Origin of the sequence: Streptococcus sp. k-378 (genome assembly GCF_013277505.1) — a bacterium.
GTDB lineage: Bacteria > Bacillota > Bacilli > Lactobacillales > Streptococcaceae > Streptococcus > Streptococcus pseudopneumoniae.
This window is the reverse complement of the sequence record NZ_VMNC01000050.1, coordinates 17,190-32,913: the sequence shown is the minus strand read 5'-3', so window position 1 is coordinate 32,913 and position 15,724 is coordinate 17,190. Positions and strand designations below refer to the sequence as shown.

The 15,724-nt window shown below is 40.2% G+C and carries 17 protein-coding genes; 16 read left to right on the top strand and 1 reads right to left on the bottom strand.

Translation table 11 applies throughout. The features are described 5' to 3' along the window. The first annotated feature begins 37 nt into the window (after positions 1–37). The 11 genes from HT719_RS06095 (at position 38) to HT719_RS06050 (ending at position 8,357) form a co-directional block, all read left to right on the top strand. Entirely contained in the window at positions 38–1,366 is a 1,329-nt protein-coding gene (locus HT719_RS06095; RefSeq protein WP_000672129.1) for an ABC transporter substrate-binding protein, read from the top strand. Positions 1,367–1,616: 250 nt separating this feature from the next. Next, entirely contained in the window at positions 1,617–2,483 is an 867-nt protein-coding gene (locus HT719_RS06090; RefSeq protein WP_161802645.1) for a sugar ABC transporter permease, read from the top strand. 15 nt (positions 2,484–2,498) lie between these two features. After that, complete coding sequence (locus tag HT719_RS06085; RefSeq protein ID WP_001192006.1) at positions 2,499–3,338, top strand: carbohydrate ABC transporter permease; 840 nt, start codon at positions 2,499–2,501, stop codon at positions 3,336–3,338. Between the two features lie 227 nt (positions 3,339–3,565). Further along, a complete protein-coding gene (locus HT719_RS06080) occupies positions 3,566–4,018 on the top strand; it encodes a YhcH/YjgK/YiaL family protein (RefSeq protein WP_138701056.1) in 453 nt (150 codons plus the stop codon). A gap of 326 nt (positions 4,019–4,344) precedes the next feature. Then, the gene (locus HT719_RS06075) at positions 4,345–4,689 is read left to right on the top strand and encodes a hypothetical protein (RefSeq protein WP_025170608.1); all 345 of its coding nucleotides are present in this window, start codon (positions 4,345–4,347) and stop codon (positions 4,687–4,689) included. Positions 4,690–4,722: 33 nt separating this feature from the next. Beyond that, on the top strand, positions 4,723–4,917 hold the full coding sequence (locus HT719_RS11605; RefSeq protein WP_001810112.1) for a hypothetical protein: 195 nt from the start codon (positions 4,723–4,725) through the stop codon (positions 4,915–4,917). An 82-nt stretch (positions 4,918–4,999) separates the two neighbouring features. Then, positions 5,000–5,644: a YesL family protein gene (locus tag HT719_RS06070; protein WP_000057480.1), complete on the top strand. Its 645-nt coding sequence runs from the start codon at positions 5,000–5,002 to the stop codon at positions 5,642–5,644. Between the two features lie 169 nt (positions 5,645–5,813). After that, positions 5,814–6,731: a dihydrodipicolinate synthase family protein gene (locus HT719_RS06065; RefSeq protein ID WP_001281495.1), complete on the top strand. Its 918-nt coding sequence runs from the start codon at positions 5,814–5,816 to the stop codon at positions 6,729–6,731. Positions 6,732–6,748: 17 nt separating this feature from the next. Beyond that, the gene (locus tag HT719_RS06060) at positions 6,749–7,633 is read left to right on the top strand and encodes an ROK family protein (RefSeq protein ID WP_000150277.1); all 885 of its coding nucleotides are present in this window, start codon (positions 6,749–6,751) and stop codon (positions 7,631–7,633) included. Positions 7,634–7,729: 96 nt separating this feature from the next. Next, positions 7,730–8,017, top strand: coding sequence for a hypothetical protein (locus tag HT719_RS06055; protein WP_172928563.1), 288 nt, complete (start codon positions 7,730–7,732; stop codon positions 8,015–8,017). After that, on the top strand, positions 8,007–8,357 hold the full coding sequence (locus tag HT719_RS06050) for a type II toxin-antitoxin system RelE/ParE family toxin (RefSeq protein WP_000384968.1): 351 nt from the start codon (positions 8,007–8,009) through the stop codon (positions 8,355–8,357). The genes HT719_RS06055 and HT719_RS06050 overlap by 11 nt, the downstream gene beginning before the upstream one ends. Positions 8,358–8,418: 61 nt before the next feature. On the opposite strand, the gene HT719_RS06045 is transcribed toward HT719_RS06050, so the two are convergent. After that, positions 8,419–9,270 (bottom strand): MurR/RpiR family transcriptional regulator, encoded by an 852-nt coding sequence (locus HT719_RS06045; protein WP_000360337.1) that lies wholly within the window; start codon positions 9,268–9,270, stop codon positions 8,419–8,421. Between the two features lie 303 nt (positions 9,271–9,573). Between HT719_RS06045 and pbp2b the strand changes: the two genes are divergently transcribed. From pbp2b to HT719_RS06020, 5 genes are all read left to right on the top strand, one after another. Next, positions 9,574–11,631, top strand: a complete 2,058-nt coding sequence (gene pbp2b, locus HT719_RS06040) for a penicillin-binding protein 2B (protein WP_172928562.1) — start codon at positions 9,574–9,576, stop codon at positions 11,629–11,631. 10 nt (positions 11,632–11,641) lie between these two features. Then, on the top strand, positions 11,642–12,238 hold the full coding sequence (gene recR, locus HT719_RS06035) for a recombination mediator RecR (RefSeq protein ID WP_000966762.1): 597 nt from the start codon (positions 11,642–11,644) through the stop codon (positions 12,236–12,238). Positions 12,239–12,414: 176 nt separating this feature from the next. After that, positions 12,415–13,458, top strand: coding sequence for a D-alanine--D-alanine ligase (locus HT719_RS06030; RefSeq protein ID WP_172928561.1), 1,044 nt, complete (start codon positions 12,415–12,417; stop codon positions 13,456–13,458). 85 nt (positions 13,459–13,543) lie between these two features. Continuing rightward, the gene (murF, locus tag HT719_RS06025; protein ID WP_172928560.1) at positions 13,544–14,917 is read left to right on the top strand and encodes a UDP-N-acetylmuramoyl-tripeptide--D-alanyl-D-alanine ligase; all 1,374 of its coding nucleotides are present in this window, start codon (positions 13,544–13,546) and stop codon (positions 14,915–14,917) included. Positions 14,918–15,011: 94 nt separating this feature from the next. Next, complete coding sequence (locus HT719_RS06020; protein WP_172928559.1) at positions 15,012–15,716, top strand: TIGR02206 family membrane protein; 705 nt, start codon at positions 15,012–15,014, stop codon at positions 15,714–15,716. The last annotated feature ends 8 nt before the right edge of the window (positions 15,717–15,724 follow it).

Here is a 15,724-nt window from a genome sequence, read left to right as displayed (position 1 = left end):
TCCAAGTTGGATACGCTTATAAAATAGGAGAATACAAATGAAATTTAGAAAATTAGCTTGTACAGTACTTGCGGGTGCTGCGGTTCTTGGTCTTGCTGCTTGTGGCAATTCTGGCGGAAGTAAAGATGCTGGTAAATCAGGTGGTGACGGTGCCAAAACAGAAATCACTTGGTGGGCATTCCCAGTATTTACCCAAGAAAAAGCTGGTGACGGTGTTGGAACTTATGAAAAATCAATCATCGAAGCGTTTGAAAAAGCAAATCCAGATGTAAAAGTGAAATTGGAAACCATCGACTTCAAGTCAGGCCCTGAAAAAATCACAACAGCCATCGAAGCAGGAACAGCTCCGGACGTACTCTTTGACGCACCAGGACGTATCATCCAATACGGTAAAAATGGTAAATTGGCTGAGTTGAACGACCTTTTCACAGATGAATTTGTTAAAGATGTCAATAACGAAAACATCATACAAGCAAGTAAAGCTGGAGACAAGGCTTACATGTATCCAATTAGTTCTGCCCCATTCTACATGGCAATGAACAAGAAAATGCTAGAAGATGCTGGAGTGGCAAACCTTGTAAAAGAAGGTTGGACAACTGATGATTTTGAAAAAGTATTGAAAGCACTCAAAGACAAGGGCTACACACCAGGTTCATTGTTCAGTTCTGGTCAAGGGGGAGACCAAGGAACACGTGCCTTTATCTCTAACCTTTATAGCGGTTCTGTAACAGATGAAAAAGTTAGCAAATATACAACTGATGATCCTAAATTCGTCAAAGGTCTTGAAAAAGCAACTGGCTGGATTAAAGACAATTTGCTCAATAATGGTTCACAATTTGACGGTGGGGCAGATATCCAAAACTTTGCCAACGGTCAAACATCTTACACAACCCTTTGGGCACCAGCTCAAAATGGTATCCAAGCTAAACTGTTAGAAGCAAGTAAGGTAGAAGTAGTAGAAGTACCATTCCCATCAGACGAAGGTAAACCAGCTCTTGAATACCTTGTAAACGGATTTGCAGTATTCAACAATAAAGACGACAAGAAAGTCGCTGCATCTAAGAAATTCATCCAGTTTATCGCAGATGACAAAGAGTGGGGACCTAAAGACGTAGTTCGTACAGGTGCTTTCCCAGTCCGTACTTCATTTGGAAAACTTTATGAAGACAAACGCATGGAAACAATCAGCGGCTGGACTCAATACTACTCACCATACTACAACACTATTGATGGATTTGCTGAAATGAGAACACTTTGGTTCCCAATGTTGCAATCTGTATCAAATGGTGACGAAAAACCAGCGGACGCTTTGAAAGCCTTCACTGAAAAAGCGAACGAAACAATCAAAAAAGCTATGAAACAATAGTCCTTAGTTATTCTATAAAAAGTAGTTTTTAAAGAAGCTAAGAGTGTATACCCCCTTTTCCCTCTACACAGATAGTGTAAGAAAAGGGGGGGTTTGTTTAAAATGTAAGAAACTGTCACGAAATTAAAATGAAGTTCTTACATAAGCGAATCATGAAAAATTTCATTTTGATTTTAAAACAGTTCAAGAAAGTCAAAAAATTATTCTATTTGAAAGAGAGGTGCCGACTGTGAAAGTCAATAAAATTCGTATGCGGGAAACAGTGATTTCCTATGCTTTCCTAGCACCAGTGTTGTTCTTCTTTATTATCTTTGTTTTAGCACCAATGATTATGGGCTTCATCACAAGTTTCTTTAACTATTCTATGACTAGTTTCCAATTTGTGGGCTTAGATAACTATGTCCGTATGTTTAAAGATCCTGTCTTTGCAAAATCTCTGATTAACACAGTTATTTTGGTTATTGGATCCGTGCCAGTTGTTGTTCTATTCTCACTCTTTGTAGCATCGCAAACCTATCACCAAAATGCTATTGCCAGATCCTTCTACCGTTTTGTCTTCTTCCTTCCTGTTGTAACAGGTAGTGTTGCCGTAACGGTTGTATGGAAATGGATCTATGATCCACTATCAGGTATCTTGAACTTTGTGCTTAAATCAAGTCATATCATTACTCAAAACATTTCATGGCTTGGTGATAAGCACTGGGCATTGATGGCGATTATGATTATTCTCTTGACCACTTCAGTTGGTCAGCCCATCATCCTTTATATCGCTGCTATGGGGAATATTGATAATTCACTGGTTGAAGCGGCGCGTGTTGATGGTGCAACTGAGTTTCAAGTTTTCTGGAAGATTAAATGGCCAAGCCTTCTTCCAACAACTCTTTATATTGCAATCATCACAACAATTAACTCCTTCCAGTGTTTCGCCTTGATTCAGCTTTTGACATCTGGTGGTCCAAACTACTCAACAAGTACCTTGATGTACTACCTGTACGAAAAAGCCTTCCAATTGACAGAGTACGGCTATGCCAACACCATTGGTGTCTTCTTGGCAGTCATGATTGCTATCGTAAGCTTTGTTCAATTTAAAGTACTTGGAAACGACGTAGAATACTAAAGAAAGGAGACAGTTATGCAATCTACAGAAAAAAAACCATTAACAGCCTTTACTGTTATTTCAACAATCATTTTGCTCTTGTTGACTGTGCTGTTCATCTTTCCATTCTACTGGATTTTGACAGGGGCATTCAAGTCACAGCCTGATACCATTATGATTCCGCCACAATGGTTCCCTAAAATGCCAACCATGGAAAACTTCCAACAACTTATGGTGCAGAACCCTGCCTTGCAATGGATGTGGAACTCAGTATTTATCTCATTGGTAACCATGTTCTTAGTCTGTGCAACCTCATCTCTAGCAGGTTATGTATTGGCTAAAAAACGTTTCTATGGTCAACGCATTCTATTTGCTATCTTTATAGCTGCTATGGCGCTTCCAAAACAAGTTGTCCTTGTACCATTGGTACGTATCGTCAACTTCATGGGAATTCATGACACTCTTTGGGCAGTTATTTTGCCTTTGATTGGATGGCCATTTGGGGTCTTCCTCATGAAACAGTTCAGTGAAAATATCCCTACAGAATTGCTCGAATCAGCTAAGATTGACGGTTGTGGTGAGATTCGTACTTTTTGGAGCGTAGCCTTCCCAATTGTAAAACCAGGGTTTGCGGCTCTTGCAATCTTTACCTTCATCAATACTTGGAATGACTACTTCATGCAGTTGGTAATGTTGACTTCACGTAACAATTTGACTATTTCACTTGGGGTTGCGACCATGCAGGCTGAAATGGCAACCAACTATGGTTTGATCATGGCAGGAGCTGCCCTTGCTGCCGTGCCAATTGTAACAGTCTTCCTAGTCTTCCAGAAATCCTTCACACAAGGGATTACTATGGGAGCGGTCAAAGGATAATACTCTGCGAAAATCGAATGCAAACTAGGTCAGCGTCACCTTGCCATACTTAAGTATTGCCTGCGGTTAGCTTCCTAGTTTGTTCTTCAATTTTCATTGAGTATAAGAGAATATAGAGGTTATAAGTGTCTACAAAATGTTGGGTATTTGCTTACCTTAGAGATTTTGTCAGACACTTATCAACTTAAGAATGGTTTTAGTTAACTATCAGAAACGAAGGAAAGAGTATGATTTTTGACGATTTGAAAAACATCACCTTTTACAAAGGGATTCATCCTAATTTAGACAAGGCTATCGACTATCTCTACCAACACCGTAAAGATTCTTTCGAATTAGGAAAGTATGATATTGATGGGGATAAAGTCTTTCTAGTTGTTCAAGAAAATGTCCTCAATCAAGCTGAAAATGATCAATTTGAACACCATAAGAACTATGCAGACTTGCATTTGTTGGTAGAAGGGCATGAATATTCGAGCTACGGTTCACGTATCAAAGATGAAGCAGTAGCATTCGACGAAGCGACTGACATTGGCTTTGTTCATTGTCATGAACACTACCCACTCTTATTGGGTTATCACAATTTTGCGATTTTCTTCCCAGGTGAGCCACATCAGCCAACTGGCTATGCAGGCATGGAAGAAAAGGTTCGAAAATATCTCTTTAAAATTTTGATTGATTAAAAATAGGATGAATTGTTTTTTTGTAAAGCTTTGATAATACTCTACCATGAAATTGATCTTTGTGAGGTAGAGAAATGAGAATAAAATATTTAAAAATTGGTATCTTCTTGTCAGTCTGTTTATTGCTAATGAGTAATATTTTACCTTCAATTGTGTATGCGAATGAAGTCTCGCATATCCAAACTATACAGTCAGAAATGGATCGAATAGATGCAAAATTATCTCAAAATTACTTGCTAACTGAACAAGAAATTAAGGATTTGGTGGAAGATAGCAAAGGAGTCTATCCAGACATATCAGATGAACGTAAAATTGAATTGCTAGAAATGGTATCTTCTAAGTATGCTGCAAGAGCTAGTTTCTTAGATGGAAAGGGAATTACAGTTAATGAGATGGCTTGGATAATTAAGGGCATTGTGACTGGATTGATTGGTAAATACATAAAATTAGGTACTTATGCGGCTAAGTATGGTATTAGTATGGCGCGCTCGATCTTAAGTAGGGCAGCTGCAACTGCAGCAGCAAGAGTAGGATTATTGACCAAGATTTCTGGATGGATTTTACAAATAGCTGTGAATGTAGCTGATGTATATGGTAATTTTGCCTACAATATTGCTGCAGCTTGGGATGCACATGATAAAATCCCTAACAATGGTCGTATAAACTTTTAAAATGTGAGAATGAAAGCACTTTGTATTTTTTTATTGAAAGCACTTTGTATTTTTTTATTGAATATGTTAGCTTGGACAGTGCTTGCAATGATAATCCGTGGAGGGCTAGATGGATTTAATGAGCATACTTGGAGTACTATTTTAATTGCTTCGCTGTCCGGGATATATATAGATTATATGTCCATAGATAAAAGTAGAAAAAAGTCCAAAAGAAAAAAGAAAAAATAGATTTGTTCATGGTAGGGACTTATGAAAGCTTTACTGACAAAAAAGAAAACAGTTTACAAAGAAAAATGATGGAGGAGCAAACATGGCACAAAAAGGAGTAAGCCTTATCAAGGCAGCATTTGATACAGACAACTTTCTCATGCGTTTCAGTGAGAAAGTCTTGGACATCGTGACAGCCAATCTTCTTTTTGTCGTCTCTTGTTTGCCAATCGTGACGATTGGAGTGGCTAAAATCAGCCTCTACGAGACCATGTTTGAGATTAAGAAGAGCAGACGGGTGCCTGTTTTTAAAATCTATCTAAGATCTTTCAAGCAAAATCTGAAACTAGGTCTTCAGCTGGGTTTAATGGAGTTAGGAATTGTGTTTCTTACCCTTTCAGATCTCTATCTTTTCTGGAGTCAAACAGCTCTGCCCTTCCAATTGCTGAAAGCCATTTGTTTAGGTATTCTGATGTTTCTTACTATCGTGATGTTGGCTAGCTATCCTATCGCTGCGCGCTATGACCTATCTTGGAAAGAAATTCTTCAAAAAGGATTGATGTTGGCTAGTTTTAACTTTCCTTGGTTCTTCCTCATGTTAGCCATTCTTGTCCTCATTGTGATGGTTCTTTATCTGTCCGCCTTCAGTCTACTCTTAGGTGGCTCAGTCTTCCTACTTTTTGGGTTTGGACTATTGGTCTTTATCCAGACTGGATTGATGGAGAAAATTTTCGCAAAATATCAATAGGAGTCTTATTTCTGAAACTACTTTCAAAGGCTTCAAACGCTATTCTATAAGCTAGAAACTAAAATCTAAGTGTCTATAAGATATTGAAAGCCTTTTCGGTAAAGTGTATACTAAAGAAGTAAAGAAAGAATCTGCTTTAGCAGAAAATAAAAATAATAGGAGAAAATCTATGTCAGATTTGAAAAAATACGAAGGTGTCATTCCAGCCTTCTACGCATGTTATGATGATCAAGGAGAAGTAAGTCCAGAGCGTACACGTGCCTTGGTTCAATACTTCATTGATAAAGGTGTTCAAGGTCTTTATGTCAATGGTTCTTCTGGTGAATGTATCTACCAAAGTGTAGAAGACCGCAAGTTGATTTTGGAAGAAGTCATGGCAGTTGCTAAAGGTAAATTAACTATTATTGCCCATGTTGCTTGCAACAATACCAAAGATAGTATGGAACTGGCTCGCCACGCTGAAAGCTTGGGAGTAGATGCCATTGCAACAATTCCACCAATTTACTTCCGCTTGCCAGAATACTCAGTTGCTAAATATTGGAACGATATCAGTTCTGCAGCTCCAAACACAGACTACGTGATCTACAACATTCCTCAATTGGCAGGGGTTGCTTTGACTCCAAGTCTTTATACCGAAATGTTGAAGAATCCTCGTGTTATCGGTGTGAAGAACTCTTCTATGCCAGTTCAAGATATCCAAACCTTTGTCAGCCTTGGTGGGGAAGACCATATCGTCTTTAACGGTCCAGATGAACAGTTCCTAGGTGGTCGCCTCATGGGTGCCAAAGCTGGTATCGGTGGTACTTATGGTGCTATGCCAGAACTCTTCTTGAAACTCAACCAATTGATTGCGGATAAAGATTTAGAAACAGCGCGTGAGTTACAGTATGCTATCAACGCTATCATTGGTAAATTGACTGCTGCACATGGAAATATGTACGGTGTCATTAAAGAAGTCTTGAAGATCAATGAAGGATTGAATATTGGTTCTGTTCGTTCACCATTGACGCCAGTAACGGAAGAAGATCGTCCAGTTGTAGAAGCAGCTGCAGCCTTGATTCGTGAAACCAAGGAGCGCTTCCTCTAATCCATAAGGAGGTATTTATGACACACTACGTTGCAATTGATATAGGTGGAACCAACATCAAGTATGGTTTGGTTGATCAAGAGGGGCAACTTCTTGAATCGCATGAAATGCCAACTGAAGCGTATAAGGGTGGATCTCATATCTTACAAAAAACCAAAGATATTGTAGCCAGCTATTTAGAAAAAGGCCCAGTAGCAGGTGTTGCCATTTCTTCTGCAGGAATGGTGGATCCTGATAAGGGGGAAATTTTCTACGCTGGACCTCAGATTCCAAATTATGCAGGAACCCAGTTCAAGAAGGAAATCGAAGAAAGCTTTGCTATTCCTTGTGAGATTGAAAATGATGTCAACTGTGCAGGTCTGGCTGAGGCAGTATCTGGTTCAGGTAAGGGAGCAAGTGTCACCCTTTGCTTGACCATTGGAACAGGTATCGGTGGTTGCTTGATTATGGATGGGAAAGTCTTCCATGGTTTTAGCAATTCGGCCTGTGAAGTCGGGTATATGCATATGCAAGATGGAGCTTTTCAGGATCTCGCTTCTACCACAGCCTTGGTGGAGTATGTAGCAACATCTCATGGAGAAGATGTTGATCAGTGGAATGGCCGACGCATTTTCAAGGAAGCCACTGAAGGCAATAAACTCTGCATGGAAGGTATTGACCGCATGGTAGACTATCTAGGAAAAGGTCTGGCAAATATTTGCTACGTTGCCAATCCAGAAGTGGTTATTCTTGGTGGTGGTATCATGGGGCAAGAGGCTATCCTTAAACCTAAGATCCGCACAGCCTTGAAAGAGGCTTTGGTACCAAGTTTAGCAGAAAAAACACGATTAGAATTTGCCCATCACCAGAATACAGCAGGTATGCTTGGTGCATATTATCATTTTAAGACAAAACAATCCTAGTTTGGCTCAGCCAAACTAGGATTTTCTAATCAAATTCCCTTGACTTTCTTTATAATTGTGAGATAATAAATAAAATATATAAAGGAATTATATAAAATGACTATAGCGAATTCAAGTAAGATTGTGACCTTCCAAGCTAATAGAGAATTAGTAAATGATGCCATGGAAGTGTTACAAGAAAAAAATCTCTCTCTTTCATCAGCACTCAGATTATTTTTAAAGAATGTTGCCGTAACAAATGAAGTAGATTTACTGAGTGAAGAGGAATTAGAGAAGGAGTATTTGTTTAGACAATTACAAGCAGAAGTTCAAGAAAGTTATGCCAAGATTGAGGCTGGAAATTACTTGACAGATGAGGATGTCGTGACACGCTATGGATTATAAAAGATATAGGATTTTGTATTCTCCTAGAGTGATTGATAGTCTGGATAAAATATATCAGTATATAGCGGAGGAAATCGGTTCTGTAGAGGCTGCGAGACGAAAAGTAGCCAATATTAGAAAAGATATTAATCGGCTAGAAATTTTCCCCCAAGCTGGATTTGATGCTGATGAAAAATTTGGTAAGAAATTAGACCCTCGCTACCAAACGCGAGGATTGACCTTGAGTAAGGATTACATTGTATTGTATACAATTGTTGAGGATACCGTCAGACTTGCTTATTTACTCCCTTCAAAAAGTGATTACATGAAATTATTCAAGACTAAGTCAAGATATGACTAATTCATAATCTTGAAGAGGTATGTTTGGTGATGAATAAAAATCCTAGTTTGGCTTAGCCAAACTAGGATTTTCTGACACGTTTTTGTCTACGATAGCCGTTGAGTTTCTTATTTTCCCAGTAGCTATTAAAGATTTTTTCCTTGCTTTCGCGATTGATTTCCAAAAAGTAGGCATAAATCAAATCGATAAAGAAGAGCATAGGAAGTTGAGCGGATATTCGTTGGATATAGGAAGGCTGGCTGTGGGTGGCTACAAGAACAGTCTCTGTGTAGGCCTGGCTATCTTTATTGGGAACACTTGAAAAGAGTACAGTCTTTGCCCCCATCTCCTTGGCATCTAATAGACTATCTAAAATAGAAGGTGTTGTACCAGAAAGTGAGAAGCCCAGTACGAGACAATTTTCCTCCATAATGCTGGTTGTCCATGCAAAGCCATCTTGATCGGTCAAGGCTTCGCAGACCACACCCAGACGCATGAACCGCAATTTCATTTCACGGGCGACGAGGCCAGAACTCCCTGTTCCGAAGAAGTAGACACGCTCAGCATCTTCGATTAGCTGGGCAATTCGTTCTAGTTGGATTTCGTCAATCAAGTCTTGTGTTTGTTCCCTCATATTGCTATAACTTCTGAGGACTCGTTTGGTCAGTGGACTGTGCTTGGAGACTTGGTTGGCTTGATTTTCTGCCTGATGTTGGTATTGGAAAATAAATTCTCGGTAGCCAGTAAAGCCACACTTTTTAGCAAAGCGGGTCAAAGCAGCTTGAGAAATATGTAATTTTTGGGTGACTTGTTGAGAAGATAAATCATCTGTAATCGTTTCAGCTTGCAAAAAATAGCGAGCGATTTCTTGCTCTAGGTCTGTCATTTCTTCAAAATGTGAATCAATGATAGTTGCGATATCTGGTTTGTCCATAGGGAAAGCTCCTTTACATGAGTCATACTGGAAGACTAGATCAGGGAATAGTCACACTTCATTATAACACATAATATAAGGATAGATAAATAAAAACGCATCTCTGTTTTAAAAACGAAAAAGTCGAAAAAGCTTCTTACTTTTCCATAATTTTCTACTCAAATTGTGGTACAATTAAGAGTAAGATTTTAATTATACTCTTCGAAAATCTCTTCAAACTACGTCATCGTTGCCTTGCCGTACTCAAGTACAGCCTGCAGCTAGCTTCCTAGTTTGCTCTTTGATTTTCATTGAGTATTAGAAATGAGACTGATTTGTATGAGAAAATTTAACAGCCATTCGATTCCGATTCGGCTTAATTTATTGTTTTCAATCGTCATTTTACTCTTTATGACCATTATTGGTCGTTTGTTGTATATGCAGGTTTTGAACAAGGATTTTTACGAAAAAAAGCTAGCCTCAGCTAGTCAGACCAAGGTCACAACCAGTTCTGCCCGTGGGGAAATCTATGATGCTAGTGGAAAACCTTTGGTAGAAAATACGTTAAAACAGGTTGTTTCCTTTACGCGTAGCAATAAAATGACGGCTACAGACTTAAAAGAAACAGCTAAAAAGTTACTGACTTATGTGAGCATCAGCTCTCTAAATTTGACAGAACGCCAGCTGGCTGATTACTATTTGGCTGATCCTGAAATCTATAAAAAGACGGTGGAAGCCCTTCCGAGTGAGAAACGCTTGGATTCAGATGGCAATCGCCTATCCGAATCAGAACTGTATAACAATGCGGTCGATAGTGTCCCAACAAGTCAACTAAACTATACAGAGGATGAAAAGAAAGAAATCTATCTTTTTAGTCAGTTAAATGCTGTTGGAAACTTTGCGACAGGAACCATTGTGACAGATCCTCTAAATGATTCTCAGGTAGCTGTTATTGCCTCTATTTCAAAGGATATGCCTGGCATTAGTATTTCTACTTCTTGGGATCGAAAGATTTTGGAAACTTCCCTTTCTTCTATAGTAGGGAGTGTATCCAGTGAAAAAGCTGGTCTCCCAGCGGAAGAAGCAGAAGCCTATCTTAAAAAAGGCTATTCTCTAAATGACCGTGTTGGAACCTCCTATTTGGAAAAGCAATATGAAGAGACCTTACAAGGAAAACGCTCGGTAAAAGAAATCCATCTGGATAAATATGGCAATATGGAAAGCGTGGATACAATTGAGGAAGGTAGTAAGGGAAACAATATTAAGCTGACCATTGATTTGGCCTTCCAAGATAGCGTGGATTCTCTGCTGAAAAGTTATTTCAATTCAGAGTTGGGGAATGGTGGAGCTAAGTATTCTGAAGGTGTGTATGCAGTCGCCCTTAACCCAAAAACAGGTGCTGTGTTATCCATGTCAGGGATCAAACATGACTTGAAGACAGGGGAATTGAAGCCGGATTCCTTGGGAACTGTGACCAATGTCTTTGTTCCAGGTTCGGTTGTCAAGGCGGCGACCATCAGCTCAGGTTGGGAAAATGGAGTCTTGTCGGGAAATCAGACCTTGACAGACCAGTCCATTGTCTTCCAAGGTTCAGCTCCAATTAATTCTTGGTATACTGCCTTTTCTGTTCCAATGCCGATTACGGCGGTTCAAGCTCTGGAGTATTCATCCAATGCTTATATGGTCCAAACAGCCTTAGGTCTTATGGGGCAAACCTATCAACCCAATATGTTTGTCGGCACCAGCAATCTAGAGTCTGCTATGGGGAAATTGCGTTCAACCTTTGGTGAATATGGTTTGGGTTCTGCGACTGGGATTGACCTACCAGATGAATCTACTGGATTTGTTCCCAAAGACTATAGCTTTGCTAATTACATTACTAATGCCTTTGGGCAGTTTGATAACTATACCCCAATGCAATTAGCTCAGTATGTGGCAACGATTGCAAATGATGGTGTTCGTGTGGCTCCTCGTATTGTTGAAGGCATTTATGGCAATAATGATAAGGGAGGACTGGGCGACTTGATTCAGCAACTGCAACCGACAGAGATGAATAAGGTCAATATATCCGACTCCGATATGAGTATCTTGCACCAAGGTTTTTATCAGGTTGCTCATGGGACTAGCGGATTGACAACCGGTCGTGCCTTTTCAAATGGCGCAGCTGTATCCATTAGTGGGAAAACAGGTACTGCCGAAAGTTATGTTGCGGGAGGTCAAGAAGCTAATAATACTAATGCTGTGGCCTATGCACCATCAGATAATCCTCAAATCGCTGTTGCAGTGGTCTTTCCTCATAATACCAATCTAACAAATGGTGTAGGACCTTCCATTGCGCGTGACATTATCAATCTGTATCAAAAATACCATCCAATGAACTAGAAAGGAAATTATGCTTTATCCAACACCTATTGCTAAGCTGATTGACAGTTATTCCAAGTTACCAGGTATCGGGATTAAGACGGCTACGCGTCTGGCCTTTTATACGATTGGGATGTCTGATGACGATGTCAATGAATTTGCCAAAAATCTCCTTTCTGCTAAGAGAGAATTGACCTACTGTTCCGTTTGTGGACGTTTGACAGATGATGATCCCTGCTCCATCTGTACCGATCCAACTCGTGACCAGACAACGATTTTGGTGCTAGAGGATAGTCGGGATGTGGCAGCCATGGAAAATATCCAAGAATATCATGGACTCTATCATGTCCTACATGGACTCATTTCCCCTATGAATGGTATCAGTCCAGACGATATCAATCTCAAGAGTCTCATGACTCGTCTGATGGATAGTGAGGTTTCAGAAGTAATCGTAGCAACCAATGCCACAGCAGATGGGGAAGCGACTTCCATGTATCTTTCCCGCTTACTAAAGCCAGCTGGGATCAAGGTTACGCGTCTAGCACGAGGTCTCGCTGTCGGAGCGGACATTGAGTATGCGGACGAAGTGACCCTCTTACGAGCCATTGAAAATCGAACAGAGTTGTAAGTGTAGACAAATTAAGACACTCAATTCATTTATACAAAAATCACGGAGGCTGAAAATCGTTCCTATCAGCCTCTTTTTGTATAGTGTGATGAGTAGGATCAGGTTCAAGTTTTAAAAAACCAAGCAAATATGATATACTAAAGAGCGAGTATTCTAGTAGAATTAGGACAAGTAATATGAAACAAACGATTATTCTTTTATATGGTGGACGGAGTGCGGAACGCGAAGTCTCTGTCCTGTCAGCTGAAAGTGTCATGCGTGCGGTCAATTACGACCGTTTCACAGTTAAGACTTTCTTTATCAGTCAGTCAGGAGACTTTATCAAAACGCAAGAATTTAGCCAGACTCCGGGGCAAGAAGACCGTCTCATGACCAATGAAACTATTGATTGGGATAAGAAAGTTGCTCCAAGTGCTATATACGAAGAAGGGGCAGTTGTCTTTCCAGTTCTTCACGGTCCGATGGGAGAAGATGGCTCTGTCCAAGGATTCTTGGAAGTTTTGAAAATGCCTTATGTCGGTTGCAATATCTTGTCATCGAGTCTTGCCATGGATAAAATCACGACTAAGCGTGTTCTGGAATCTGCTGGTATTGCCCAAGTTCCTTATGTGGCTATCGTTGAAGGGGATGATGTGACTTCTAAAATCGCTGAAGTGGAAGAAAAATTGGCTTATCCAGTCTTCACAAAACCATCAAACATGGGTTCAAGTGTCGGTATTTCTAAGTCTGAAAATCAAGAGGAACTCCGTCAAGCCTTGAAACTTGCCTTCCAATATGACAGCCGTGTCTTGGTTGAACAAGGGGTGAATGCTCGTGAAATCGAGGTTGGTCTCTTGGGCAACTACGATGTCAAGAGTACGCTACCAGGAGAAGTAGTCAAGGATGTAGCCTTCTATGACTATGATGCCAAGTATATTGATAACAAGATTACTATGGACATCCCAGCCAAAATCAGTGATGATGTGGTAGCTGTCATGCGTCAAAATGCAGAAACTGCTTTCCGTGCCATTGGTGGTCTCGGTCTATCTCGTTGCGATTTCTTCTATACAGATAAGGGTGAGATTTTCCTAAACGAGCTCAATACCATGCCAGGTTTCACCCAGTGGTCAATGTATCCACTTCTTTGGGACAATATGGGAATCAGCTATCCAGACTTAATCGAGCGTTTGGTTGACCTTGCCAAGGAAAGTTTTGACAAGCGCGAAGCGCATTTGCTATAAAAAATGAAAGAGAGGGTAGAAGACAGAACCATCACTGCAAGGTGATCAGAGTTCTCGGACTTCAGCCCTTTTTAAAGGAGTAGAAATGAAATTAACAATCCATGAAGTGGCTCAAGTTGTCGGAGCTAAAAATGATATCAGCATCTTTGAGGATACCCGGTTAGAGAAAGCTGAGTTTGACAGTCGATTGATTGGGACTGGAGATTTATTTGTGCCACTCAAAGGTGTGCGTGATGGTCACGACTTTATCGAAACAGCCTTTGAAAATGGTGCGACAGCAACCTTGTCTGAGAAAGAGCTTGTAAATCATCCCTATATTCTAGTAGATGATGTATTGACTGCCTTTCAAACCCTAGCTGCCTACTATCTTGAGAAAATGGCTGTAGATGTCTTTGCTGTCACAGGTTCAAATGGTAAGACGACGACCAAGGATATGTTGGCACATTTGCTGTCAACAATCTACAAAACCTACAAAACTCAAGGAAACTACAATAACGAGATTGGTCTTCCTTACACAGTTCTCCACATGCCTGAAGGAACAGAAAAGTTAGTCTTGGAGATGGGGCAGGATCACTTGGGAGATATTCATCTCTTGTCAGAATTGGCTCGTCCAAAAACAGCCATCGTGACCTTGGTTGGAGAAGCACATTTGGCCTTTTTCAAAGACCGTTCAGAGATTGCTAAAGGAAAAATGCAAATTGCAGATGGCATGGCTGAAGGTTCTTTGCTTTTGGCACCAGCTGACTCCATTGTAGAGGCCTACTTGCCAGCTGATAAAAAGGTGGTCCGTTTTGGGCAAGGAGCTGAGTTGGAAATCACAGACTTGGTTGAGCGTAAGGACAGTCTGACCTTTAAGGTTAATTTCTTGGAACAAGCCCTCGATTTGCCAGTGACTGGTAAGTACAATGCGACAAATGCTATGATTGCGTCCTATGTTGCCCTACAAGAAGAAGTTTCAGAGGAGCAGATTCGTCAGGCCTTCCAAGGTCTTGAATTGACGCGTAACCGTACCGAATGGAAGAAAGCAGCCAATGGAGCAGATATTTTGTCTGACGTTTACAACGCCAATCCAACTGCTATGAAGCTGATTTTAGAGACCTTCTCTGCCATTCCAGCCAATGAAGGGGGCAAGAAAATTGCGGTTTTAGCGGACATGAAGGAACTGGGTAACCAGTCAGTTCAACTCCATAATCAGATGATTTTGAGCCTTTCTCCAGATGTGCTGGATACCGTGATTTTCTATGGAGAAGACATTGCTGAATTAGCCCAATTGGCCAGTCAAATGTTCCCAATTGGCCACGTTTACTATTTCAAGAAAACAGAAGACCAAGACCAATTTGAAGACCTAGTCAAGCAGGTCAAGGAAAGCCTCAGTGCCAATGATCAAATCTTGCTCAAGGGCTCTAACTCTATGAACCTAGCTATGTTGGTAGAAAGTTTAGCAACTGAAGCCAAGTGATTTTGTCAAACATTTACGTATTTCTAAATCCATTTTTGACAAATAGCATGGTATAATAATATGCAGGAAAATTTTGAATTATGAGGAAGACTAGATGAATTTATGGGATATTTTTTTTACAACTCAGCCAACAGAACCACCTAAATTTGACCTTTTTTGGTATGTTAGCCTATTTACGCTCTTAGCCTTGACCTTTTATACAGCCTATCGCTATCGTGAAAAGAAGGTTTACCAACGATTTTTCCAGATTTTACAGGCCGTTCAGTTGATCCTTCTTTATGGTTGGTACTGGGTCAATCATATGCCATTGTCAGAAAGCCTACCCTTTTACCATTGCCGTATGGCTATGTTTGTGGTACTCTTGCTTCCTGGTCAGTCCAAATATAAACAATACTTTGCATTATTGGGAACATTTGGGACATTAGCAGCCTTTGTTTATCCAGTGCCAGATGCTTACCCTTTTCCACATATCACCATTTTATCCTTTATCTTTGGGCACTTAGCTCTCTTGGGGAACTCACTGGTTTATCTCTTGAGACAGTACGATGCGAGAATGCTAGATGTGAAAAGAATTTTTCTCATGACCTTTGCATTAAATGCCTTAATTTTTGTGGTCAATTTAGTAACAGGCGGAGATTACGGATTCTTGACAAAACCGCCATTGGTTGGGGATCACGGCTTAGTGGCTAATTATTTAATCGTTTCTCTGGCCCTGTCAGCAGCGATTACGTTGACTAAGAAAATCTTAGAATTCTTTTTAGCTCAAGAAGCAGAAAAAATGATTGCAAAGAAAGCTTAACACAGAGC

What these genes read in the sequence shown, in the direction of transcription:
- recR (WP_000966762.1), top strand. Translation starts at nt 11,642, where the DNA reads ATGCTTTATCCAACACCTATTGCTAAGCTGATTGACAGTTATTCCAAG.
- HT719_RS06050 (WP_000384968.1), top strand. Translation starts at nt 8,007, where the DNA reads ATGGATTATAAAAGATATAGGATTTTGTATTCTCCTAGAGTGATTGAT.
- HT719_RS06060 (WP_000150277.1), top strand. Translation starts at nt 6,749, where the DNA reads ATGACACACTACGTTGCAATTGATATAGGTGGAACCAACATCAAGTAT.
- HT719_RS06095 (WP_000672129.1), top strand. Translation starts at nt 38, where the DNA reads ATGAAATTTAGAAAATTAGCTTGTACAGTACTTGCGGGTGCTGCGGTT.
- pbp2b (WP_172928562.1), top strand. Translation starts at nt 9,574, where the DNA reads ATGAGACTGATTTGTATGAGAAAATTTAACAGCCATTCGATTCCGATT.
- HT719_RS06020 (WP_172928559.1), top strand. Translation starts at nt 15,012, where the DNA reads ATGAATTTATGGGATATTTTTTTTACAACTCAGCCAACAGAACCACCT.
- HT719_RS06080 (WP_138701056.1), top strand. Translation starts at nt 3,566, where the DNA reads ATGATTTTTGACGATTTGAAAAACATCACCTTTTACAAAGGGATTCAT.
- HT719_RS06065 (WP_001281495.1), top strand. Translation starts at nt 5,814, where the DNA reads ATGTCAGATTTGAAAAAATACGAAGGTGTCATTCCAGCCTTCTACGCA.
- HT719_RS06085 (WP_001192006.1), top strand. Translation starts at nt 2,499, where the DNA reads ATGCAATCTACAGAAAAAAAACCATTAACAGCCTTTACTGTTATTTCA.
- HT719_RS06045 (WP_000360337.1), bottom strand. Translation starts at nt 9,270, where the DNA reads ATGGACAAACCAGATATCGCAACTATCATTGATTCACATTTTGAAGAA.
- HT719_RS06070 (WP_000057480.1), top strand. Translation starts at nt 5,000, where the DNA reads ATGGCACAAAAAGGAGTAAGCCTTATCAAGGCAGCATTTGATACAGAC.
- HT719_RS06075 (WP_025170608.1), top strand. Translation starts at nt 4,345, where the DNA reads ATGGTATCTTCTAAGTATGCTGCAAGAGCTAGTTTCTTAGATGGAAAG.
- HT719_RS06090 (WP_161802645.1), top strand. Translation starts at nt 1,617, where the DNA reads ATGCGGGAAACAGTGATTTCCTATGCTTTCCTAGCACCAGTGTTGTTC.
- HT719_RS06030 (WP_172928561.1), top strand. Translation starts at nt 12,415, where the DNA reads ATGAAACAAACGATTATTCTTTTATATGGTGGACGGAGTGCGGAACGC.
- murF (WP_172928560.1), top strand. Translation starts at nt 13,544, where the DNA reads ATGAAATTAACAATCCATGAAGTGGCTCAAGTTGTCGGAGCTAAAAAT.
- HT719_RS06055 (WP_172928563.1), top strand. Translation starts at nt 7,730, where the DNA reads ATGACTATAGCGAATTCAAGTAAGATTGTGACCTTCCAAGCTAATAGA.